The organism is Proteus vulgaris (assembly GCF_016239305.1).
In the GTDB taxonomy this organism is placed as follows: domain Bacteria; phylum Pseudomonadota; class Gammaproteobacteria; order Enterobacterales; family Enterobacteriaceae; genus Proteus; species Proteus vulgaris_C.
In genome coordinates, this window is record NZ_JAEHOQ010000001.1 from 68933 (window position 1) to 93651 (window position 24719).

Consider the following 24719-nt stretch of genomic DNA (forward strand, 5'->3'; position numbering starts at 1 on the left):
CCGATTTAATGGACACTTTCTAAACCTACCATTAAAAAGGAAAAGAGCAAAATAAATTTCTCAACAAAATCTATTTTTTTACTTAGATCACATAAAAACAACACAAAAAATCAAATCTAAGTCATGACCAAGCTTAAATGACTTTTTTCGCCCCCTTTCATAATATACAAATAGACTTTAAAATCAGTTAATTAAAGAAAACAAATGTTAGATCACCCTGTTTTTCTACAATAGGTTTTATCTTTAACCGGCTTATAACGGACAATATGTCTTTACGCTCAGGTCTGACCAAAACAATAGCAACTCCTTGATAGTTATTTTCTTCAATTAAGTTAACTAGCTGCTTAAGGTCATAATATTTATTTTGCACATCAGGATATGCTAAACCATAAGCAAGCTCTCCTTTCGTCTCAGTTAAACGAATATCTGTACGCTTCAATCCCCATGCTAGTGACGTTCCAATACCGACTTCATCAGTTAAAATATAAGGCTTATTTGCTAACTCACTATAATAATAATTAATTGCTTTTTCAGGAGTGTTTTTACTTTCAATTTTATGTGGGATCGCATATCCAATAGCAAGGCTTAATCCAACAGAACAAAATAAAGTTAACAAGCGTGTTGATTTAAAGAATGAAGCAATTCCCATCATACTCCATATAAAAAATCCCCCTATCGCTAGCATCACTTTATATTGCTCATCTACTTCATATAGTGTAAATCGAGAGGAATAAAGCAAATAAACAATAAAAGAACCCCCTGTTACTCCAAAGGCTGTGTTTATTATTGCGTTAATAGTATGAATTTTTTCATTTGGTTTATTTTTCAACTCTTCCATGTAGCTCGCAATCAAAATTGATAACGGAACAAAACAAGGCAACATATAAGTTAATAGCTTGCCACTAGAAGCCGAAAAGAACGCAAAGAAGAGAAATAGCCAAAATGAAAAATAGAGAGTACCTTTTTTTAAAAAAAGCGCAGATTTTAGTGCACCGAATAAAAAACCTAACCAAGGTAAAATACCTAGAATAATGATAGGTATGTAAAACCACATTGGTTGTGATCTTGCTGATCCTTTTGAGATAAAACGCTGCACATGTTCAATCCAAAAAAAGTAATACCAATAATCTGGCGCTTGAAGTGCAACTGAAATTACCCATGGACCTGCAATAATAAGCATAGAGATAAGCGTTACTGGTGCATAACAAAGAACTTCTTTAAAACGAGATAAGCTAATTGCGGTAACCATAAAAACTAATGCGGGCAGTACAACAGCAATAAATCCTTTAGTTAAAAATCCTAAACCACAAAAAATACCGACTAAAAAAGAAGCATAAATTTTTGATTTTTTATCTGTTGCCAATAATCCACTTAAAAAATAATACATTGCCACAGTAACAAACATGGTCACAATAGGATCAAGGATATTATAAGTGCCAATAGACAACACCAGAAAAGAGGATAAAAACACCACTAATGCATTAAAAGCCAGAGCTTGATTGCGCCAAACTAACAAGGCGGCTCGATAAACAAATAGGCCCGTTAATAACGTTGAAGTGACAACAACAATGCGAACGGAGAAATGACCACTTCCAAATAACCATTGTGCAATACTGTTTAGCCAATATCCCAAAACAGGTTTTTCAAAATAGCGAATATCGAGTAAATAAGGCACAGACCAGTTACCTGATGTCAGCATTTCTCGGCTAATTTCGGCATAACGAATTTCATCTGGTTGCCACAATAGCCGTGTTTCTAAAGGAATAAAATAAGTTAATAATATAAAAATAAAAAGTAGAAACCATTTATATTTTTCTACAAAGTTGACGCTCATACATTCCTCATTAGAATAAAAAATCACCTTATAAAAACTAATTAGTTAGAATGATTATCTTATAAGAAATTCAATTATTATTTATTAATTTATAATTAACCAGCATACACCAGATTAAAGACCATTAAATCCATGAAATATTTATTTCTTATTAAATCATACATATACGGATCGGTAGAATTCATTTCTTTAAGTAAAAATATTTTATATTTATTATTAATCTACTTTTAATAATAGATGTTTTTTACTTTACTGCTTTTAAAATTAAACAGAAAATAAACAAACTATAAGAAATAAAAAAGCCAGAATGAACTTACTCTGGCCTTATGACTATTTTATTTTAGTTATATAATAATAGAATTCTTATTTACTAAATTCTTTGAAAGCACCCATAGTGTTGGCGGCATACATAACAGAAGGGCCACCGCCCATATAAATAGCAACACCTAAGGCTTCTGCAAGTTCTTGTTCTGTTGTACCAAGTTCGGCTAAAGTTTTAGTATGGAATCCAATACAACCATCACAACGATTGGCAACAGCAATTGCAATAGCGATCAATTCTTTTGTTTTTGCATCTAATGCCCCTTCTTTACTTCCTGCTTTCGTGGTGCTCATAAAAGCTTTCATCACTTCCGGAATATTTTGAGACAATGCTCCCATATTATTTGCAATGTCTGTTACTATTTCTTTGTACTTACTCATTAGGTATCCCTTAATTAATATATATTTTTATATAATATAAAAATATAATATCAAATAATATAATTTGATCAAGGTAAATTGAGTATGCGTGATCTTTTATGCTTAAAATAATCTCAAAATAATGAGGTTTACAATGTCAATTATCGATGAATGGGCTGAACGCCATATTGAACAAGCACTACAAAAAGGTGAACTATCATCACTTAAAGGTGAAGGTAAGCCGCTGATCCTTGATGATAATAGTCATGTACCTGAGTCGCTTAGAGCAAGCTATCATTTATTAAAAAATGCAGGTTTCTTACCTCCTGAAATGCAAGATAGAAAAGAAGCATTATCACTAGCCGAGATCCTAAGCACACTAAGTACAACAGAAGAAGAGCATGAATCACTACAAAAACGTTTAGTATTGCTTGAATTAAAATTACAACAAGCAGGTTTAGATACTCACTTTTTACATGCAGACTATGCCACCCAATTAACTGAGAAATTGGCAAATCATAAAAAAGAAATAGATAAAAAATAATAAGAATAAAAAAAGCCTATACATCCCTGTATAGGCTTCTGTCATATCAGAGAATTAACCTGCTGTTGGTGTGTAATAAATTGGTGAACCAGGCCCTACTGGTAAGTGGAATACAAATACCCATAGGTAGAATAAGAGTGACCAACCAATTAAGAAAATAACAGAATATGGCAACATCATAGAAATCATAGTGCCAATACCCGTGTCTTTTTTATATTTTGTAGCAACCGCTAATATCAAACCAAAATAACTCATCATAGGGGTAATGATATTAGTGACAGAATCTCCGATTCGATATGCTGCTTGAATTGTTTCTGGTGCATAACCTGCAAGCATTAGCATTGGTACAAAGATAGGTGCAGTTACCGCCCATTGTGCCGACGCAGAACCTATCATTAAATTAATGAAGGCGCAGATTAAAATAAACCCTAAAAATAACAAACCACTTGGCATATCAATACTGTTAAGTAATGCCGCGCCTTTAACAGCAATAACCTGACCAATATTTGTCCAACCAAAGAAAGCCACAAACTGAGCTGCAAAGAAAATAATGACTAAATAAAGCCCAAGCGTACTCATGGAATTAGCCATGGCATCGACAATGTCTTTATCTGTTCGCATTGTCTTAGCAACCCAACCGTAAACCATACCTGGAATTGCAAAGAATAAGAAAATAAAGACAACAATAGATTTTAAGAAAGGAGAATTACCAATTAGCCCTGTTTCTTGGTTTCTCAATATACCATTTTCAGGAACAACCGTTAGCGCCAAAATCACGCCCATAACAATAAATGTACCCGTTGCAGCCCATAATGCTTTCTTTTCTAGCGGCGTAACTTCAGCCGCATTTCTTAAATCATTTTCTTCTTCATCAAGCTCATTGCCGTTATAAGGCCCCAATTGAGGTTCCACGATTTTTTCTGTGATGAAGTAACCTAAGAAAGTAATCAGGAATGTACTGACAAACATAAAGTACCAGTTCGCTTCAGCACCCACGATATAAGTTGGATCAATGATACGTGCTGCTTGCTGTGTAATGCCCGATAGCAATGGATCTATCGTACCTAAGAGCAAGTTAGCAGAGTAACCACCTGAAACTCCTGCAAATGCAGCCGCAAGACCCGCTAGAGGGTGTCGCCCTAACGAATGGAAGATAATTGCTGATAACGGTATTAATACCACATACCCTAATTCAGCCGCTGTATTAGACATAATACCGGCAAATACAATTGCCAATGTGGTCATTTTGCGAGGTGCTTTCATTACCACTAAACGCATAACTGCAGATAATAAACCAGCACGTTCAGCAATACCGACACCTAATAATGCCACCAGCACCGTACCTAGAGGGGCAAATCCCGTAAAATTAGTAACAATATTGGCCAATATACGGCGAATACCATCTGCATCTAACAAACTAATAATATGAATATAGCCATCTTCAGCGCGTCCTTTAGCGCCTTCTGGTCGGGGATCTTGTACTGTAACACCAAAATATTCACCAACCGCCGAAGAGACAAGTAAAATAGCAATTAAAATAATAAATAAGATAACGGGATGGGGTAGCGCATTTCCTAACCATTCCACTGTGCGTAGAAAGCGACTGCCTCCCTGTTTTTTTGTTTGCATCATTTATCCTTTTTATAAAAAAACAGAAAAGGCACAGTACACAACCATTTTTATTATGACTATCTGTTAATCCTACTTACAACCATCTTATTTAAGATAAATATCACAAAAAAATTATTAAATAATATATTTTTTACCTTAACAAACAACCAGATAAAAACAAACTATACAATTACAAATCACTTACATTAAAATTAATTTATAATATCTAAAATTAAAAAATGTGCATAAGGTAACATTTTTTAACATTATTGTGATTATTTATTAACCTTTTATAACTAAAAATATCTTTAATTAATAGCTAGAATCGATTAAATACTCTGATAAACCTGATAGTAACGGTTGTAATTACTATAAAAGAGGAAATAATGTCGAATAAATGGTCAATATAGGTTAAAAGCTTAGTTTATTTGTAACATAAATAGGTAGTTTTGCAGTAGATATTGTATGTATGACTATACATAGAATGAAAAATTGATAATCTAAGAAAGGAACAATTAAAATTGTGAAGTTAATATTTAAAAACAATATTGCTGATCTTTTAAAGATAGAAAGCAAGTAATACTTGCCATCTTTAACAACTGCTCAGGTTCATCTCACAATTTAATGCTTTTTAGTATAAAAAAAGGGCAAGGTCTCCCTTGCCTTACCAATTTGGTAATCAATCAAAGAAAAACATACACACTAAAAAAACCAAAATTTGGCTCTTATTTAGTCGTATGTATTAATATAAAAAAACATCGGGTGTCGCTTCAGCAATGATACTGCTACGTTTATCAACACGCAGATTTTCTGATGAGGACTTTGGTATAAAACAATCTTCAAAAAACCAATAAATAGGTGTATTTAGATAGCTAGCTAATAAAACAAGATAACTTAAATCTATCTTATTCATCCCGCGCTCATATCGAGAAAATTGCTGTTGGCTTACACCAATTTTTTCAGCAATTTGCATACCGGTATAACCTAACTCTTTACGCTTTTTCTGAATTCGCTTTCCAACTAACGCATTAACATCAATATCTGTAAAATCGTAATTCATCATAATATTCACCCATTATCATGATTAAGGCATCGTTAAAATAATTGAACCTGAACCAGAGAAATAACCTGGTGCAACGCGACCATTGGTATGTAAAATTGATTTAACCTCTACAGGTATGGTTCCATTTTTAGGAACATCAATTACAGAGCCTTTTTCACCAGCATAACCATCAAGAAATAAATCAGCATAAAGGCTATTATCAGGTCGTAATGGAACTCGGCCACTGTCTGAGCCTGATGCAATAACCAGAACTTTCATTGCTAAGTTGCAAGTCACATTAATATTTTGAGCACGTGCTGCATTTTCTAAACTGAACTCGTCAATATCACCATAATTAAGGTTTACAGCTCCTTCTGTTATTTTGCAGGCACCAACGGGTGGCGGTGCAATACCACATAATGATCCCGGTAATAAACGTCCATTTGGAGACCAGCCGCCTTCCTTAGATTCATAAAACAACCCGACACACTCTTGGTTTGAGGTCAGAGGATCACCATCATGTCTTGCTGTTCCTTGTATTGGGAAACTCTCAACCCTCATAACGGCATCACGAACACCCGCTAAATAAGGTTCTTTTTCAACGCGAACAATACTTCTTACCGCCGAACCAGGAGAACCATTAGCATCATGCTTATGGTTAATTGTTATCCAGCATTTACTCCAGCCATAACAAGGGTTAGGCGTATAGGGATCTTCAGGATCCCAGCGTTGAATAACATAGGTATAAGTGGCGTGAGCAGGCTCACCTTCAGAATGTGTAATATAAGAAAAAATAGATGCCATCGCAGGCGCTGAAAACAGCAAACCTATTGCAATACATAAAGCTGGAAGTCGCTTTAATATGGACATAGAAAACCTCAACCCTAATAATTAGTCATAATTCAAATGGAATGTGGCTATTGCACTAAATGGGCCGCGTTTAATGGATTGGTTAGCAATCGCATCCGGCTCACCTTGAATAAAGGCATAAAAATTTAAAATAGTGTCATCCGCATTTAATGAAAGTTTGTCTGTCTCTTTATTAACAGGTAAGGCATTTCCATTTTCAGATTCCAATCCAACCGCAATTCCTGCCGCTTGGCTACTTGAGCTGATCGCTAAAAAGCCTTGCCCTGCCATGGCTTGGTTTTCATCACCTTTAAATGTAATTTTGACGCTTTTACCAATCGTGAGATCACACTCAGATAAGCGAATTTGAAATAATTTGCTTGGTGTTCTTTGATATGCATAAAGATTCTTATCAGGAATATTGCCAAAATCTAATTCAACGGTTTCATCACCAGGTTTTATTGTGCAAGGCTCATCAACTAATATGCCGTGAAAATACATATTATCTGGTGCAGAAAACGCCGTTGATGTTAATCCCATAAATGTGATTAAGCCCAAAACGAACGGGATCGATAATCTTTTCATTTTCATCAATGCGCTCCTATTGGTATTCAGCAAGAAGTGTTGCTGAAACTTCAAATGCACCTTCAGGTAGCGTGCTACCCGGTCTTTTAACCGGCACTGCTTGGATCACAGGTGGATTATCCGGTGATATCGCCAAGCGTTCGTTTAGTTTAAAAGGCTGACCATCTTGTGTGAGATGAATACCTAAATCAGGAATGTTGGTTTGTAGCGCTGCTTCATCAAACTGTGTTTTAGGACCAATAATAGAAAGGCCTAAGTCCCATCCTTTTAAATTTGGATCGCAGACCAGTTGATAATTCACTGATTCGGTGTAATTAATGCCGTCCACTTTATGAATACCTACGTTATGTCCGAAATAAACATCAATCAGTTCGTTATTGCTGATAACACAAGGTGGTGGAACTAATAAAGTGCCAAATAATTTCATATTCGGAGTATCTGCACTCATGACAGCATAAGAGTTCAGTAATGCAATCAGGCATATGTATTTTAATTTATTCATTTTCTGACCTCTTACTGATAATCCACATGCAACGTGCCACTGGCGACAAAATCACCGCCAATTAATGTGGCACTCTGATCACGAACAGGAATAGCTTCTAAATCAGGCAAATTAGGATAGGTAAAATTAATGGCTTTACCTAAATCTAATAATTGGCCTTGATATAAAATACGCACCCCTAATCCCGTAATATCTGTTTGTAGAGCATTTGAGTCGAATCCAGTTGCGCTACCAGTGATATAAACCTTCATCGCATTTGTCGGCATCTTTTGGCACGTTGCAGTATAGTGAACTGGCTGTTTATAATTGGTGCCGTCAATACGCGTGCTCATCACCTCGCCAAAATTCACTTCAATCATTTTGCCGTCATTGATCAAACAAGGCGGTGGGGCAATAACATTTCCGGTGATATTGATATAAACAATTCCTGGAATAGCATTGTTCACCGCTCTAGCGGGTAAATTCGCAACAGCAGTAAAACTTAGGCCTCCAGTAAATGTTGCCAGAATAAAAATCAACACTGCTTTGCTTGGGCTAAACCGCTGTTCCATTTTCATAAAATAGACCTATTTAGTATCCTGCTGATGTTTCTGTCACTTTGCATTCATTGCCATTACAGGTGAATTTCATCTGTGGACGTCCACCATAATCATTGATGTAACTTAATACGGGTGATGCGCCAAATGCAGAAGCATTTAGGTTTATCGTGCCCGTGCTTTTAGGCGCAATCATTAATGGCTGAAAACCATCAAGGCTTTTTCCTTGTAATCCCGTCAATCCATCAACTAATGTTACGTAATAAGGTGTTGGATTATTTACTTCGTAACGATCACCTTTTTTCGTTAAGATGATTTTTTCTTGCCAAGGATGTGTCAAATCTGTTTGAGTGGCATAAATAGCCGCTGGGCGATAAAACAACTTAATTCGAGTTTGCAATGCAATTTGCAACACATTGGGTTTGTCACTGCGGGGTGGAATTTCACGCAAGTTAAAATAGAAAACACTTTCTCTATCTTGTGGTAACTTGGCAATATCTGGCAATGACTGCACTTTTACTTGGCTTTTATCGCCAGGTTCAATACGTTGGATCGGTGGCAAAACCAACAATGGAGAATCAATACGCTCACCATTCTCATTTTCCATCCAACCTTGCGCTAAGTAAGGCAACTCTTTATTTTGATTACTGACATTTAAACTAATCGATTTATCCGCGCCATTAAAAATGACGCGCGTTCTATCTAAAGCAATCGCAGCAAGGGCTTGACTAGTAAAGACCATTCCAGTCAATAAAGTGGTTGTTACAATGAATAAGCGCTTTGATAACATCATTTTGAATTACTCTTTTTGTCTGAAATTATTTTTATCTTTCCCTTCTTTCCTAACCTTATTGTGTAATCAGTTGAGGTTTAGGTAAGGGTTCGGTTCTTTGATTGATTGGTGATGATGCGGTATTACCATCACCACAAGTTAGTAATAATGAAGATATAAACATTCCTTCAACTAATGTCGGGATCTGAACTTTGCACTGTTCTTGTCCATTCCAACGCACACTCAATACATCACCACTATTAATACCTGTCAGATACACATTCCCACCATCATTGACAATACCGAGCTCTCGGCCTTTATCAGTTGTAACACTGGCACCAAATGGTGGATAAGTTCCGTCTTGTAAGCGAATGACAGCCATGGCTTTTTGTCCTGACACCACATCAAAGTGGCGGTAGCCTATTGCGCCTTCTGTTAGGGTTAGTTGTTGAATTGAGCGTAATGCTTCAGCGTTATCTGGCATCTGATCAAGGTCGATGCTGGCACTACTGCGGTAATAATCATTGATATCAGGCAGTACCGCTTTACCAAAAGCATTGGTACGAGTAATCGCACCGATACTTTTCACTGGTACATCAGAAATACCATCTGTATCAATAAGTAAACGAGTACTACCAGTACGACTTGTGCGGTGTAATGCACCACCTTTTGGTGTTAGTGTTGCCCCACCTTGTAGTGATAATGTGGCTGATGTGTACTCGCCATTAATATGGCTCGCACTGGCGGTCACTAAGGCGGTATCAGCATAATGCATGAGATAGGCATCTGCGGATGGTTTACCATTACTGCTTAAACCTGCACCAACACGATAGCTACTATTGTCATCAATACGATCGTAATAACTGACATTATGTGAATTACCGTGTTTATTAATCACAGTGTTGTAGCTAATGGTCGCGCGATCGCTCCAAGGCATACTGACATTCATATAAACACCATTATCATTGGTGCCATTAAATTTATTGCGAAACGCCGACAGACTGAGATTGATATTTTTGAAGCGACCAATATCCATCGTTTTGGCTAATGACAAGTTATAGTTATCATTATTAGGCTTATTCCAATAAGTCTGATGACTATAGTTTAAGTAAGCACTCAACCCCCATTCAGGGAACTGCTTACTAAACATAATGGTATAAAGCTCTTTATTGTTATCTTCTTCACCACCACGATAACGGCGATCTAAATATTGATTCATACTCATAAAATCACGTTCGGAGAATCGATAGCCTGCGAATGTCACTTGGCTATTTATTTGTTCAAAACGTTTTGAGTAACTTAAGCGATAAGAGCCACCGTGATAACGCTTGTTATCACTTGGAATTTTGGCCCAAGAATGTGTCGCATCAAAAGAGATAGCGCCTAACGCCATCAAATCACGACCAATACCTGCAGAAACAGAGTTATAATCACCAGATACTAATGAGCCACCATAAAGTGACCAACCATTACTGATCCCCCATGAGAATTCACCCATACCAAAAATAGGGCCTTCTGTATTACGGTTCATATCTGACGGTTTACCCGCAGATAATTTATATTGCACTCGGCCAGGACGTGTTAAATAAGGAATACTTGCAGTATCCATTTGGAATTCTTGGACAGATCCATCTTGCTCTTCAACACGTACATCTAACTTACCACTTACCGCATCATTAATGTCTTGAATACGAAATGGTCCTGGAGCAACCTGAGTTTCATAGATCACACGACCTTGCTGGCTAATTGTCACTTTCGCATTCGTTTTTGCCACACCCGTTACTTCAGGGGCATATCCCCTTAAGTTAGGTGGTAACATATTGTCATCCGTAGACAAGTTAATCCCAGTAAAACGGAAGTTATCGAAAATGTCAGAGCGTGAATAAGTCTCCCCCATCACAAGGCGAGCCCCTAATTGGGTAATTGCTCTATAAAGATAAAGCTGGTTCCATTTCCAACTATTTTCAGTGCTATCAGGAAGACCCGTCGTATGCTGATAACTTGCTTGCCAATCAGCACGGAAACGCCAAACACCTAAGTTTGCTCCCACGGTTCCTAAACCTGTAACTTGTTGACGTTGCTTCCCTTTAGCGGGATCTGTCACGTTAGCATTGACGTTATAGTCAAAAAGTACGCCTGAGATACCGTGATCCCAACGAGAAGGTGGATCCCAGTTTGGTGCTGAATATTCAAGATACGCTTGAGGGATAGTCAGAATAAGATTACCACTTCCCAGACTTGCACTTACCGTCATTCCGGGAATAGAAGAGATATCAAGACAACTTCCATTATCTTGATATTTAACTTTTTCAGCCCATTCAGGTTTAAGACCTATTTGATGGATCAATTCTGGCGGTAAACAAGGTTCACTACCTTTAGGATCATTGGCAGGCACTACATAATTAATGTTATAAAGTTCAGGGAGTTCATTATTGTTAACACGAACAACAAACTCATATCGGCCAGGCATAATATAGCCCGCACGAGAGAAATCTGATAAGTCGATATTTTGCTTATCTTTTAGATCCAGAATATCGGCATTAAACTCAATATCACTATTTGCTAAAGCTGAACTTGAAATACTGGAAGCCCCAGTAAGGATTAAATAGATCAGTACAGCAACAGGCCGAATAGTATGTTGTTTTTTCTTTTTTTCCGTCCCTAAACCAACGGTTTTGAATGATCTCGCCATAAATTATCCAACCCGATCCATTTAATAGTATTCCAGCTTAAATCGCAGCGTTGTACGGTAATTCCCTGCTTTGGGTATTTCGTTATTTTTGACTATCCGCGCTTGATAAAGTAACGCCATTGATTTCGAATCAATACCAACAGGGGGCAATGGTTGCCCTGGAATAGCTTGTCTACCATAACGATCAGCTATCGCTAATGACGCACCTCTAGCTTCACCAGAAAGTGCAAAATTACCATTTTCGTTAGAAGGTCCTTCAAACGTTGCAATAAAACGAGGGTTGTCCGCTTCCTGACCTTTTTGTTCAATTAGCGTACATTCCGTTAATCGGATAGAAAAATATTCAATAGGTCCTCGACCTTCAGTCACTAGCATTGGAATAGAAACCGTAGTCAGTGGGATAACTTGTTCACCACTTCCTGCTGCAATCGTGCAAGATGGTTCTAAAATCGAGCCTGAAAGATTAAGTACCCCAAATCGCTGATGCATGTTTTTATCTTGTTTTACATCACTTGCTATTACCGATGTTGTCAGTAAGCTGGCAATAAGGCATAGCCATAGTGGTGTCATCTTGCGATTCATATTTTTCTCCATAAGAAAAAAATCGTTAAAAATAGACACAGGAAACAAAGCTCTGCACATCCATGTACAGAGCTTATTTTTTCTTACTGATAAGTCAGTGCGAAAGTTGCAATTGCAGTGAAGTCACCTGGAACAGCAGCTTCTGCAGCAGAACCTTGTAAGTAAGCTGCGAAGTTCAGATCATTATTACCATCACGTAAGTTTTGAGCTGCACTTGGTGTACCTAATTTGATTTGTTTACCACCCGCATCGGTAATAACAACAGCAGCATTTTTAGCGATACCTTCAATACCTAAAGAGCCTGCTAAAATGTCTGCATCTTCTGAACCAGTGAAGGTTGTTTGAACTGTTTTATAAGTTTCAGTTGTGCAATTTTCTAAAGAAATTTTGAAATCACGAGAATTACTACGACCACCATCTTTTAATGCAGCAGTAGAAATTTGACCTAATGGAACAGTTTGATTTTCTGAATCAGGATGAATAGAACAAGGTGCATCAATAATTGAACCAACAAATTTAACAGTACCGTGACCTTGATCAGCAGCAAATGCAGAACCTGCAGCAACAGATAAACCTAAGCCAAGAACTAATGCTAATTTATTTAATTTCATCTTTTTGTTTCCTAAAATATAAAGGACGAAGACATTAAAAATAATAAATTCATTAGGATTGAATTATTCCTAATTGAATGACTCATTATTGAGTTTTTGAATTTTGGTATACTTGTGCCCGTCCAAAACGAAATTAAATTTCGTTAGAAACAAAACAAAATACACCAAATTGTTTTGTTAAAAATTTTCATCTCGAAATCAAACACATTTAGATAATCTAACTTTAAATATCAGAAAAAGAGTTTATAATTCTAAGTGTTATTACTATAATTTGTGAAAAAAGTAAAAAAAATTATTTCTGGATTTTAAACAAAGTAACTAATCATATTTGTTTTTTGAAATAATGATAAATATCAATATGTTAAATAAATGATGATATGTGATTAATATTAAATTTGACTTAAGTGAGAAGCCAGAGAATAATAGTAAACAATTTGGTGTATTCTGTTTATTTCTCTAAAGATGGCCGAATTCCTATCCATACTCATTTTTCGCTTTGTCAATCAATCACTTTCATTTTCTAAAAACAAATAAACTTTCAATAAACTTGTTTAAAATTAACAAGTAAAAGTGCAAGCATAAAAAAAACACAACTCTTTATTGATGCATATTACTTGTTATAGTTATGTATCAATTGACTTTTGTTCCTTGTTATCTCATTGAAAAGGTTATGAAAATGAAGCAGCGTAAGTTTCTTACACGTTTTGAGATCAACTCTATTTTGAAGCAAGCAAAAGAAGGACGGTACCCTGAAAGAGATTACTGTATGTTTTTAATGTGTTTTTTACATGGATTTCGTGTTAGTGAGCTATGCAGACTAACCTTAAGCGATATAGATTTGGAAAGTAGGATACTCTATGTCAGGCGCTTGAAAGGGGGATTATCAACAACACAACCAATTATAGAAGAGGAATATGAAGCGCTAGTTAACTGGTTGAAAAAAAGGGAAACATGGAGAGAATCTGACTCAGAATGGGTCTTTTTATCCCAAAAAACAGGTCCAATCTCTCGTCAACAAGTGTATGGATTACTCCGCCGTTTAGGTAAAGAAGCTAATGTATCCATAAGCCCTCATCCTCATATGTTACGCCATGCATGTGGCTATGCGCTTGCTGATTTAGGTAGAGATACGCGTTTAATTCAGGATTATTTGGGACATCGAAACATTTCACATACCGTTATCTATACCGCAAGCAATTCAAAACGCTTTGTTCACATTTGGGATATAAGAAATTAACATTTAATGTATAATTAATATACTTACTGAAAATTAATACACTAAATAGAGTAGGCTATACTTTTTCAATAAGAATAAAGTTAATTTCAATCTAATTAAGAAAATTAGGAATTGTTTTATATTAAATAAATAATCACAATTACCGATATTAATAATTTATTAATAATCGTTTTCTAGTTAAAGAATAATTTAATATCAATATGCTTTTTTTTGATTATCTTTATTAGAGGACTGTAAGTTTAATATCAATCTTTATTTATAAAAAATATTAAACATTCTTTGTTTGCTTTTTAATCAGAAAATAAGGATCTCATTTAAAGAAAATTGCATTCTTAATATTTTTATTCATTTGCATTCCATACACACGCTGTCATATCTCACTATCCCCTACGTTACCGTTTGGGGATAGTTATGAATTACCTTACAAAAGTACGATCAACCTTTTACACACACCACCTGTCTTAGAGTATGAACAACTTCAACTAAAGATGATTGCGCCTTCATAACCGCATCAATATTCTTATAAGCCATTGGAATTTCATCAATAACATCTTTATCTTTTCGACATTCTACATGTGCTGTAGCTCGAATTTGGTCTTCAACACTAAAGGCTTTTTTAGCTGCCGTTCGGCTCATTACACGCCCCGCACCATGGCTACATGAACAGAAACTTTCAGCATTTCCTTTTCCTCTTACAATAAAGCTCTTAGCACCCATTGAACCCGGGATGATCCCCATTTCACCACGTTGTGCTGAAACAGCCCCTTTTCGAGTTACCAAGACCTCTTCACCAAAATGCATTTCCTTTTGCACATAGTTATGGTGACAATTCACAGCTTGTTTCTGTGTCATAAAAGGTTTAGTGATTTGTGTTGATAATGCAGCCAACACATGTTCCATCATGACTTCTCGATTATGTCGTGCAAAATCCTGAGCCCATTCGACCGCTTCTATATAGTCATCATAGAAAAGCGTTCCTTCTTTTAAGTACGCTAAGTTTTTATCTGGCAAGTTAGCAATATGTTCTCTCATATCCTCTTGTGCCATTTGTATAAATAACGTACCGATAGCGTTACCAACACCTCGGGATCCACTATGCAACATTACCCAAACGTTATCTGATTCATCAAGACACAATTCAATAAAGTGGTTCCCTGTTCCTAATGTTCCAAGATGACGATAATTATTAGTATTTCGTAAACGTGGATACTTATCAGTTAAAACCTTAAAACGCCCTTCTAGTTGTTGCCAATGCTGATCAACAAGTTTAGGTGGGTTCTTCCATGAACCACGATCATTCCCTGATTGATAACTCGTTCTTCCATGAGGAACAGCTTGTTCTATTGCTGTTCTTATCGCAAATAAATTATCGGGCAGATCATTTGCATGTAATGATGTTTTCACTGCAATCATTCCACAACCGATATCCACACCAACAGCAGCCGGAATAATCGCGCCTTTGGTTGGGATAACACTACCTATTGTTGAACCTTTACCTAAGTGAACATCAGGCATTACCGCCATATGTTTAAAGATAAAAGGCATCTTGGCGGTATTGATAAGTTGCTTTAGAGCATCGGCTTCAACAGGTACACCATTTGTCCACATTTTAATTTCGGCCGTCCCTGCTTCTTTTACTATTTGGTGATCCAATATCATGCTTGTGCTCCTTTAATTTGGACTAATCCATTTAATACTTGGTCTAAACCGCCATAAACGGAAATCTTATCAATACGTTCTGCAATACGTTCCACCGTTTCTAGCTCTTTTAATCGTAAAGCGACAGGATTGTTTTCCATTACTTTTGCGGTATTTAATAAGGAACGAGTTGCTGATGTCTCTTCTCTTCGACGAATAACATTAGCTTGTGCTGATTTTTCAGCTTCAACGACTTGCGCTAAAATCGTTTTCATTTCACCCGGTAAAACGATATCTTTTACCCCTAATGAAGCCACTTCAATACCATATCCTTGGGTTACTTCACTGATTTTTTCACTGACTAAATTATCTATCAGGCTTTTATTTTCTAATAATTCATCAAGCGTTCTTGTTCCTACTGCTTCACGTAAAGCAAATTGCAACTCTTTATATAAGAATTCCAATGGTGAAGTCAGTTGTTGATATGCTAAAAGTACATCGCTATAACGCCAGTTAGCCGATAAATTAATACGAAGTGTCACTTTGTCTTTCGTTAGGATCTCCTGCCCACTAACATCCAGCGTTTGTAAACGCATATCGACCACTTCGACATCTACTTTATGCTGATAACGCCAATACCCTTTTAATCCTGGTGGTAATAAGGCTTGTGTTTCCCCATTGATCCGAATAACACCAGCATGCCAAGCTGGGATCTCCACATTGAGTACCCCTTCACTTCCCTTTATGACTTGATTTCTTAATTTAGGATGTTGGAGTTTCTTCATCAGTATTGCAGATACTTCAAGTTCATCGATAGATACAATTTCTAAAGAACGATCGGCATAACGCCAATATAAACGTCGTGTTCCTGGTGCTAAGATCTCTTTTAACGAGCCATTTTCATATAAAAGACCAATCTCTTCATCAGATAACACGATATCAAAACCATATTCAGTCACCCATTGAGGATAGTATTGACGTAAAAATTCGGCCTTCTCGCTTTCTAATGCACCACCATTTAAAGGGAAAATATCTGCACTAAGCTGATGCCCCAAATCAAAAAACTTATGTTCACCTGCTGTTAGCACATCAATGTACTCATCTTTTTTCTTTAAAAGTGCTAACTGCCCCTGTTTTACCACTATTGTTGTTTTTATCATTTTTCGTTCCTTCTTCTTTTATTCTTCTTTATATAATGCAATTTATCGTGACTTACTTTTCCACGGGCAAGTTTTGCGAAATTGAAAGGAAAACAAGAGAGGAACGATACTTTGTTTGTCTCTTTTTCTGCTGTCAATCCAGCGCAATTGCTGGTGGATAAGTAAGGTGACGGTACTGCTGTCACAACGATTTTTTATATTTAATTTTACATTTGGATTTGTAATGGTTTTGGTGTCAGGAATCGAACCTGAAAATAACCCTCTTCACCTACAGAGTCCCGATGTGGAGGAACACATTTAGATAACACCACAGAGTGTTCTTTATGTGCCTACCAGATTTAAAATCTGCTCAAGACAGTAATAACAATGCCAATATCATGCCAAGTTTTAAGAAAACAGTTTAAATATTTTTAATTAATTGTTTTTGTTAATAAAAATATTTTAATTGTGATTTTTAGATATTTATCCATTAAATTAAAAACAATATAATCCTATCTTTTTATCTATATATTTATAAAAATAGATAAAAAAATAAGTAGAGATAGCTTAATGAAACGCAAAGTCGTGATTGGTGTTTTAGGCACAACATTAGATAAAAGAGGCAAAAACCATAAAAGGTGGAACTCATGGCGCCCAACAATTTCCATTTGTCATCAAAAGGATTTTCCTGTTAGCCGATTAGTGATGATCCACCAGCCTAATGACTCAATGCTCGCATCTAAAATTACAGAAGATATCCATACTGTCTCACCGGATACTGAAGTGTTGCCTTATGAAATTGATATTTGTGATCCTTGGGATCTTGAAGAGGTTTATAGCCACTTTCTTGATTTTGCAATAAATTATCCGTTTGATACTGAAAATGAAGAATATTATGTGCATATCACAACAGGAACCCATATTGCTCAAATTTGTTGGTTTCTACTGACAGAAGCACATTATTTACCGGCAAAACTATTACAAACCTCTCCATCTTCTAAAAAAGAAAATAAAGATAGTGTCAAAACCATACAGTCAGCCACTGGCAGTTATGCTGTTATTGATCTCGATTTAAGTCGTTATACAAAATTAACAAGCCGGTTCGAGCACTACCATAATGAGTCACTCTCTTTTTTAAAATCGGGGATCGCCACACGTAATGAACGTTTCAATACCTTAATTGCTCAGATTGAACGAGTCGCGTTGCGTTCTTTTGCCCCTATTTTATTAACAGGCCCAACCGGTGCAGGAAAATCATTTCTTGCCCAACGTATTTATGAATTACGACAATCTCGCCATTTTGTAAAAGGGCATTTTATCGCAGTTAACTGCGCTACCTTGCGCGGTGATAACGCCATGTCCACTTTATTTGGACATGTAAAAGGCGCATTTACGGGTGCATTGCAAGCTAGACAAGGGTTATTAAGAGAAGCCGATAAAGGGATTTTATTTCTTGATGAAATTGCAGAATTAGGGCTTGATGAGCAAGCTATGTTACTTAAAGCAATAGAAGAAAAATCTTTTTATCCATATGGCTCAGATACTGAAGTACAAAGTGATTTCCAGTTGATAGCAGGTACACATCGAGATATGGATAAACAAATTGTAAAAGGGCTTTTTCGCGAAGATCTCTATGCAAGGATTAATATGTGGTCTTTTTCATTACCTGGACTAGTCGATCGCAAAGAGGATATTGAACCCAATATTGATTATGAGCTGCATCACTTTACAACTCTCTATCAAAAAGCGATCCGCTTTAATTCAGATGCAAAATCTCGCTATATTCGGTTTGCCACATCTGAGCAGGCATTATGGCGTGGTAATTTCCGTGAACTTAGTGCTAGTATAACGCGAATGGCAACACTTGCCGAAAATGGTCGTATTACCCTTCCTCTTGTTGATGAAGAAATTAATCGTTTAAAACAAAATTGGGGAATAACCTCTTCTTCTTTATTTAATAGTACTGATATTGATCTTTTCGATCTCAGCCAACTGAATACAGTTATCAAAACTTGCCAGCAATCATCAACACTCTCAGAAGCCGGTAGAAAACTTTTCGCAGTATCAAGAGAAAATAAAAAGCAGCCCAACGACGCCGATCGCCTACGCAAATACCTTGCGAAATTTGGCTTAAGCTGGGAACAAATTCAACATGGAGAATAATATTTCATTATGGAGCTCATTTTTTTAGGCACTAATGCCGGTGTTCCGTCTAAGGATCGGAACGTCACTAGTATGGTGCTTGACTTACAAAATAAACAAAAAAGTATGTGGATGTTTGATTGTGGTGAAGCCACACAGCATCAGATACTGCATACTCGCGTGAAATTACCACGTTTAAATAAAATTTTTATTACCCATTTACACGGTGATCATATTTTTGGTTTACCGGGATTACTTTGTAGTCGCTCAATGGGGGGGACTGAAACAGGTTTAACAGTATATGGCCCTATTGGTATTAAAGCTTTTATAGAAACATCACTGACATTAAGTCACTCCTATTTAACTTACCCGATTAATATTGTTGAAATTGACGAAGCTGGTTTTCTGTTTGAAGAAGAAGGTATGAAAGTCAGTTGTGAAGCGCTTTCTCATCCAGTGCCTTGTTTTGGCTATCGCTTAGAAGAAGAAAATAGCCCCGGTAAGCTCAATGTACAGAAGCTAAAAGCTGAAAATATTCCGACTGGTCCTTGGTTACAAGACTTAAAACAAGGCAAAACGATTACATTGCCCGATGGAAGAGTCATTAATGGCAAAAAGTATATCGGCCCTGAAATAAAAGGACGCTGTATTGCTATTTTTGGTGATACACAACCCACGCCGGATGCATTAAAACTTGCCAATAACGCAGATGTTATTGTGCATGAAGCAACGTTTAAGCATCAAATGGCAGAGCAAGCAAATAGTCGTGGGCATTCAACAACAACACAAGCAGCAACGTTAGCAAAGGACGCTAATGTCAAAAAGTTGATTATTACCCATATTAGTAGCCGTTATTTACCAGAAGACTGTGTTGAGTTACTCAATGAATGCCAACACGTTTTTAGCCATACTGAAATTGCGTCTGATTTTACCGTGTTTAAGTTGTAGTTCTACTACTACAAAGTAACAATAGCGGCATTATGTCGCCATTGTTACTCTACACAATTCACCTAATCATCGATTTGTATTTTAGTTAATCATTCTGCAATGATGCGGTACGTTTTATCTTGCCATCTTGCAAAATAAAGTTCACTTTCCCATCCCAAAACTCAGCTAAAAAAACATCTTCAGGCTTATCAATATGCTGTTTTTTCATCTCTTCTTGTAACCATGCTTCATCTTTTTCTATTTGTACTAATTCTGAAGTACGAATAACGCCGTCTTTCATCACAATCAAGGACGGCATTTTAGCGCCATCACACACTACCGTAATTTGCCCATCAGGTTCAATTTGCGCGTAGTTGACTTCTTGAAACGAATGGATGCCTTGAGCATGAAGACGTGAAGTAATATTAAGAATGTCTATCTTATTCTTCTTCTCCATAATATTTTCCATAATAAATTCACCCTTCTTTATAATAGGAATGGGATTTCCAATGGTAACAGCTCGAAAAAAATTGAATCGCTTACTGATATAATTGAGTAAAGAGATAAAACAAACACCAATTAAAAAGACAATAATATATTGGTAAAGAGGAATAGCGTCAGTATAAATTACTCCCCCCATAATCCCCCCAAGAACAAAATTACCAATAAAATCAATGGGTGTTAATTGAGAAAGTTGTGTTTTCCCTGATAAATTCATATGGACTAATATGATAGTAAAACCAATAATAAATTTGATAATGACCAGAAAGTAATATTCCATTTGCATCTCACATTTCCAATAATGTCTGCTCTTATTATTATAAAGCAGAAAACGCTATCCTGATAAAAATTCAAATTATTTTTCATGGAGTTTGACTAAGAAAAAACACTTAATATACTTAGGTTAGTTGATTTTAAGACTCACACTATACTTATTATGATAGTTTATCTGTAATCTCTTACTATCAGCGTAATAGCTTCTCGCCTTTTTTACTACTTACGCGGGATATCACTGAATTGTTTTTGAACACACATTTTGGAGAAAAAAATGAATAAAAAACTACTTACTTCATTGGTTCTAGCGGGTCTTGTTACTATCACAGCGGGTTGTGATGATTCATCTAAAAAAGTCGATGATGGTATTGATAAGGCAAAAGAAACTGCAACTCAAGTAACTGAAACAGCACAAGATAAAGCTAACGAGCTGACAGAACAAGCCAAAGATAAAGCCACTGACGTAAAAGAAGATGCAGATGCAAAAGCAGATGAGTTAACACAACAAGCTCAAGAGCTAAAAGATAAAGCAGAACAAAAAGCTGCAGAATTAAAAGCACAAGCTGATGAAAAAACAGACGCGCTAAAAGAGAACATTTCACAAAAAACTGATGAGTTAAAAGATGCGAGTGCAACAAAAGCAGAAGAGATTAAGCAAAGTCTAGAAGCTGAAAGCAATAAACTCTCTGAGAAAGCCACTGAGCTAAAACAAGATGCCAGTAAAACTGCAGATAACCTGATGCAAGAAGCTGACAACAAAGTTGATCAGCTAAAAGGGGATGCTTCAAAAACAAGTGATGATATAAAGCAACAAGCTCAAGAGACTGAAAATAAAGCACTTGATAAAGCGGATCAATTGACTGATCAAGCAAAACAAAAAATTGATGATTTAAAAGCTGAGAACAAATAATCTGATTTCAGAATTTTTGATGAATCAAAAGCCAGTGGGTATACACTGGCTTTTTTTGTGCAAAAAAAAGACAAGGGTTGATCGATTAAGCAAAAAATGTAACCATGTTCTCCTTTTTTCAACAGGAGAAACCTATTAAAGAATGAAAGCACTTATATCAAAACAATGTCAATCAATTGATTTAATGCTCTTTTTCTCCACTTTACGGAAAAAATAATTTACTTCCGTTCTTTTATAAAATATCACTCTGATTTGATGTTTTATTCAAATTTTCTTACGAACTTTTCTTTTCTGGTTAAAATAACAATCAGAAAGTTGATAGCAAAAAGTCTCTTTCTAGGAAAATAACAAAAAATAGGTTAACTATGAGTCAACAAAACGATATCACCCCTCAAAAAGTTAGGATGAAAATTAATCCTCCCGTTTTTTATACCTCAGCGCTATTAATTCTATTGGTCGTTGGCTTTTCTGCATTATTTCCAGAGTTGGCTAATGACAAATTAGGTCATCTTCAGGAAAACCTCTTCACGAATGCAAGTTGGTTCTACATTCTAGCCGTAGCATTGGTTTTGCTGAGTGTGACTTATCTAGGACTTTCCCGTTTTGGTCAAATAAAACTGGGGCCTGATCATGCACGTCCTCACTTTAGCTATTTTGCATGGTTTGCCATGCTCTTTTCTGCGGGGATGGGGATTGGATTAATGTTCTTTGGTGTTGCTGAGCCTGTTATGCATTATTTAATGCCCCCTACTGGTGAAGCTCAAACCATAGAAGCGGCAAAAGAAGCGATGCGATTAACCTTTTTCCATTGGGGATTACACGCTTGGGCGATTTACGCCATTGTTGCATTAATTTTAGCATTTTTCTCTTATCGTCATGGCTTGCCATTAACGCTACGTTCAGCACTTTACCCCATTATTGGTGATCGTATACATGGCCCTATTGGTCATGCAGTCGATATTTTTGCTGTTATGGGAACGGTTTTTGGTGTTGCAACCTCATTGGGTTTTGGTGTTTTACAAGTTAATGCGGGTTTAAATCACCTTTTTGATATTCCTATTAATCCAACTATTCAAGTTATTTTAATTGTTGTAATAACCGGTCTTGCTACTATTTCTGTTGTTTCTGGATTAGATAAAGGGATCCGCTTTTTATCCGAACTCAACTTAGGCTTAGCCGTTATTCTCCTTTTATTGGTGATCATTCTCGGTCCAACAGTATTGATATTAAAATCATTTGTTGAGAATACGGGAGGATATTTATCTGAGATTGTAAGTAAAACCTTTAATCTTTACGCATATGAACCTAAATCGAGTGATTGGCTAGGAGGATGGACACTGCTTTATTGGGGATGGTGGTTATCATGGTCTCCGTTTGTAGGCATGTTTATCGCCCGTATTTCTCGTGGCCGTACTATCCGTGAATTTGTTATCGGCGTTCTGTTTGTTCCTGCTGGCTTTACTTTACTTTGGATGACCGTTTTTGGTAATACCGCCATTCATTTAATAAAAGATAAAGGTGCAGAAGCCCTCGCAAATATCGTCCAACAAGATGTTTCATTGGCTTTATTTGAGTTCTTAAATTATTTTCCATTTTCGTCAGTTTTATCCTTCTTTGCGATGCTGATGGTGGTTGTGTTTTTTGTTACCTCCGCAGACTCTGGCGCAATGGTTGTGGATACGTTAGCTTCCGGCGGTGATAGTGAAACACCTGTATGGCAACGTATTTTTTGGGCTGGATTAATGGGTGTTTCTGCGATCACATTATTGTTAGCGGGTGGTTTAACTGCACTACAAACAGTGACAATTGCAAGTGCTCTTCCCTTCTCAATGGTATTGCTTGCTTCTATTTATGGGCTAATAAAAGCATTACGTGTTGATGTGTATAAACGTGATAGTCAACAGCTAACTACGATTGCACCACCAGCAAGCCGTAATCCCATTCCTTGGCAACGTCGTTTAAGAAATATCGCTTATTTCCCAAAACGTTCCCATGTAAAACGTTTTATGGATGAAGTTATTCAGCCTTCAATGGAGATGGTCTCTGCTGAGTTAAGCAAACAAGCAACTCAATGCTACATCCATAATGATGAAGATGATCGCATTGGCTTTGAAGTTGATTTAGGTGATGACATGAATTTCTTCTATGAAGTTCGCCTGCGTTTTTATACTCAACCGGCTTTTGCTTTAGCGGGATTAAGTGATGAAGAAAGAGACGAAGAACATAAATATTATCGCGCTGAAATTCATTTAAAAGAAGGTGGGCAAGACTACGATGTAATGGGTTGGACGAAAGAACAAATCATTCACGATATTCTTGATCAGTATGAAAAACACATCCACTTCTTACATGTATTAGGTAAACAGTAATATTATCTAAGTCATAACAACAAAAAGGAGATGCAAAAGCATCTCCTTTTTTATTATTAAAATAAATTATTTCTCTGATTGTTCTGTATCATCTGGATTTAACGCAATCAGTTCTTTTAATAACCCAGATAGACGCTGTAATTTCTCAGTCGAAAATTTTTGCTCTAGTAATTGATAACCTTCTTCAATTTTAGGCTGAATTTTATCGTATAAATTTTGGCCGTTTGTAGAAAGCGAAACAAAAAGCTTTCGTTGGTCACTGACGGGTTTTAATCGACAAATAAGCTCATCTCTTTCCATTCTAATAAGAATGCCCGTTAAACTTGGTCGAAGAATACACGATTTTTGTGCTAATTCGTGAAAATCAATAGAACGCTTATCCGCAAGCACTCGAATAATCCGCCACTGTTGTTCTGTCAGATTATGCTCTTTAAGAACAGGTCGAAAAAAACCCATCGCAGATTCCCGAGCTTGCAATAGCGCGATAGTTAATGATTCATGCATAATCAAGAAGCTCTTTATATGGTGTTATAGGTGAATGGACGAAAAATCACTCAATATAGACAGTGAAAAAGTACCGCTGTTTATAGTTTATAAAATGACTATATTCTAAGAATAGACTATTTGTTACAATTATTCATATTAACAAATAAATAAAGTTGACTCAATTTTTGCAATTTTATTCTCTTTGTGCAATTTATCACCCTTTACTTTTATTTGTTTTAACACTGTTTTTCACAAC

The 24719-nt window shown here is 36.3% G+C and carries 22 protein-coding genes; 6 read left to right on the forward strand and 16 right to left on the reverse strand.

Going from position 1 to position 24719, the window contains the following annotated elements; genetic code table 11:
- Window positions 1-187: 187 nt before the first annotated feature.
- Complete coding sequence (gene arnT / locus JEP40_RS00340) at window positions 188-1834, reverse strand: lipid IV(A) 4-amino-4-deoxy-L-arabinosyltransferase (RefSeq protein ID WP_198621960.1); 1647 nt, start codon at window positions 1832-1834, stop codon at window positions 188-190.
- 363 nt (window positions 1835-2197) lie between these two features.
- Window positions 2198-2536 carry a carboxymuconolactone decarboxylase family protein gene (locus JEP40_RS00345; RefSeq protein WP_198621961.1) on the reverse strand — a complete coding sequence of 113 codons (339 nt, stop codon included), beginning with the start codon at window positions 2534-2536 and terminating at the stop codon, window positions 2198-2200.
- Window positions 2537-2669: 133 nt separating this feature from the next.
- Between JEP40_RS00345 and JEP40_RS00350 the strand changes: the two genes are divergently transcribed.
- A complete protein-coding gene (locus JEP40_RS00350) occupies window positions 2670-3059 on the forward strand; it encodes a DUF1992 domain-containing protein (protein ID WP_198621962.1) in 390 nt (129 codons plus the stop codon).
- Window positions 3060-3113: 54 nt separating this feature from the next.
- Here JEP40_RS00350 and JEP40_RS00355 read toward each other — a convergent pair whose 3' ends face one another.
- From JEP40_RS00355 to mrpA, 10 genes are all read right to left on the reverse strand, one after another.
- Window positions 3114-4688, reverse strand: a complete 1575-nt coding sequence (locus tag JEP40_RS00355) for an AbgT family antimetabolite efflux transporter (protein ID WP_198621963.1) — start codon at window positions 4686-4688, stop codon at window positions 3114-3116.
- A gap of 724 nt (window positions 4689-5412) precedes the next feature.
- Entirely contained in the window at window positions 5413-5733 is a 321-nt protein-coding gene (locus JEP40_RS00360; RefSeq protein WP_109409410.1) for a helix-turn-helix domain-containing protein, read from the reverse strand.
- A 21-nt stretch (window positions 5734-5754) separates the two neighbouring features.
- A complete protein-coding gene (locus JEP40_RS00365) occupies window positions 5755-6582 on the reverse strand; it encodes an adhesin (RefSeq protein ID WP_198621964.1) in 828 nt (275 codons plus the stop codon).
- Window positions 6583-6603: 21 nt separating this feature from the next.
- The gene (locus JEP40_RS00370; RefSeq protein ID WP_072070702.1) at window positions 6604-7152 is read right to left on the reverse strand and encodes a fimbrial protein; all 549 of its coding nucleotides are present in this window, start codon (window positions 7150-7152) and stop codon (window positions 6604-6606) included.
- Window positions 7153-7162: 10 nt separating this feature from the next.
- Window positions 7163-7648 (reverse strand): fimbrial protein, encoded by a 486-nt coding sequence (locus tag JEP40_RS00375; protein WP_198621965.1) that lies wholly within the window; start codon window positions 7646-7648, stop codon window positions 7163-7165.
- Window positions 7649-7659: 11 nt separating this feature from the next.
- Window positions 7660-8205: a fimbrial protein gene (locus JEP40_RS00380; RefSeq protein ID WP_198621966.1), complete on the reverse strand. Its 546-nt coding sequence runs from the start codon at window positions 8203-8205 to the stop codon at window positions 7660-7662.
- Between the two features lie 13 nt (window positions 8206-8218).
- The gene (locus tag JEP40_RS00385; protein ID WP_198621967.1) at window positions 8219-8977 is read right to left on the reverse strand and encodes a fimbria/pilus periplasmic chaperone; all 759 of its coding nucleotides are present in this window, start codon (window positions 8975-8977) and stop codon (window positions 8219-8221) included.
- 55 nt (window positions 8978-9032) lie between these two features.
- Complete coding sequence (locus JEP40_RS00390; protein WP_198621968.1) at window positions 9033-11648, reverse strand: outer membrane usher protein; 2616 nt, start codon at window positions 11646-11648, stop codon at window positions 9033-9035.
- Window positions 11649-11669: 21 nt separating this feature from the next.
- Window positions 11670-12218, reverse strand: a complete 549-nt coding sequence (locus JEP40_RS00395; protein WP_198622137.1) for a fimbrial protein — start codon at window positions 12216-12218, stop codon at window positions 11670-11672.
- 95 nt (window positions 12219-12313) lie between these two features.
- Window positions 12314-12841 carry an MR/P fimbria major subunit MrpA gene (gene mrpA / locus JEP40_RS00400; protein WP_109409403.1) on the reverse strand — a complete coding sequence of 176 codons (528 nt, stop codon included), beginning with the start codon at window positions 12839-12841 and terminating at the stop codon, window positions 12314-12316.
- Between the two features lie 676 nt (window positions 12842-13517).
- On the opposite strand from mrpA, the gene mrpI reads away from it, so the two are divergent.
- Complete coding sequence (mrpI, locus tag JEP40_RS00405) at window positions 13518-14078, forward strand: phase variation DNA invertase MrpI (protein ID WP_198621969.1); 561 nt, start codon at window positions 13518-13520, stop codon at window positions 14076-14078.
- A gap of 435 nt (window positions 14079-14513) precedes the next feature.
- On the opposite strand, the gene JEP40_RS00410 is transcribed toward mrpI, so the two are convergent.
- Entirely contained in the window at window positions 14514-15737 is a 1224-nt protein-coding gene (locus JEP40_RS00410) for an RtcB family protein (RefSeq protein ID WP_198621970.1), read from the reverse strand.
- Complete coding sequence (locus JEP40_RS00415) at window positions 15734-16873, reverse strand: slipin family protein (RefSeq protein WP_420094333.1); 1140 nt, start codon at window positions 16871-16873, stop codon at window positions 15734-15736. Before JEP40_RS00415 ends, JEP40_RS00410 begins: the two co-directional genes overlap by 4 nt.
- A gap of 552 nt (window positions 16874-17425) precedes the next feature.
- Here JEP40_RS00415 and rtcR point away from each other — a divergent pair.
- Both rtcR and rnz read left to right on the forward strand, forming a co-directional pair.
- Complete coding sequence (gene rtcR, locus JEP40_RS00420; protein WP_198621972.1) at window positions 17426-19018, forward strand: RNA repair transcriptional activator RtcR; 1593 nt, start codon at window positions 17426-17428, stop codon at window positions 19016-19018.
- 9 nt (window positions 19019-19027) lie between these two features.
- Window positions 19028-19945: a ribonuclease Z gene (gene rnz / locus JEP40_RS00425; RefSeq protein WP_198621973.1), complete on the forward strand. Its 918-nt coding sequence runs from the start codon at window positions 19028-19030 to the stop codon at window positions 19943-19945.
- 85 nt (window positions 19946-20030) lie between these two features.
- Here the strand turns inward: rnz and JEP40_RS00430 are convergent, their stop codons facing one another.
- The gene (locus JEP40_RS00430) at window positions 20031-20705 is read right to left on the reverse strand and encodes a DUF421 domain-containing protein (RefSeq protein WP_198621974.1); all 675 of its coding nucleotides are present in this window, start codon (window positions 20703-20705) and stop codon (window positions 20031-20033) included.
- Between the two features lie 267 nt (window positions 20706-20972).
- Here JEP40_RS00430 and JEP40_RS00435 point away from each other — a divergent pair, with 267 nt between their 5' ends.
- Window positions 20973-21608, forward strand: a complete 636-nt coding sequence (locus tag JEP40_RS00435; protein WP_198621975.1) for a hypothetical protein — start codon at window positions 20973-20975, stop codon at window positions 21606-21608.
- 365 nt (window positions 21609-21973) lie between these two features.
- Entirely contained in the window at window positions 21974-23977 is a 2004-nt protein-coding gene (gene betT / locus JEP40_RS00440) for a choline BCCT transporter BetT (RefSeq protein ID WP_198621976.1), read from the forward strand.
- A 66-nt stretch (window positions 23978-24043) separates the two neighbouring features.
- Here betT and hpaR read toward each other — a convergent pair whose 3' ends face one another.
- Window positions 24044-24481 carry a homoprotocatechuate degradation operon regulator HpaR gene (gene hpaR, locus JEP40_RS00445; protein ID WP_198621977.1) on the reverse strand — a complete coding sequence of 146 codons (438 nt, stop codon included), beginning with the start codon at window positions 24479-24481 and terminating at the stop codon, window positions 24044-24046.
- Between the last annotated feature and the right edge of the window lie 238 nt (window positions 24482-24719).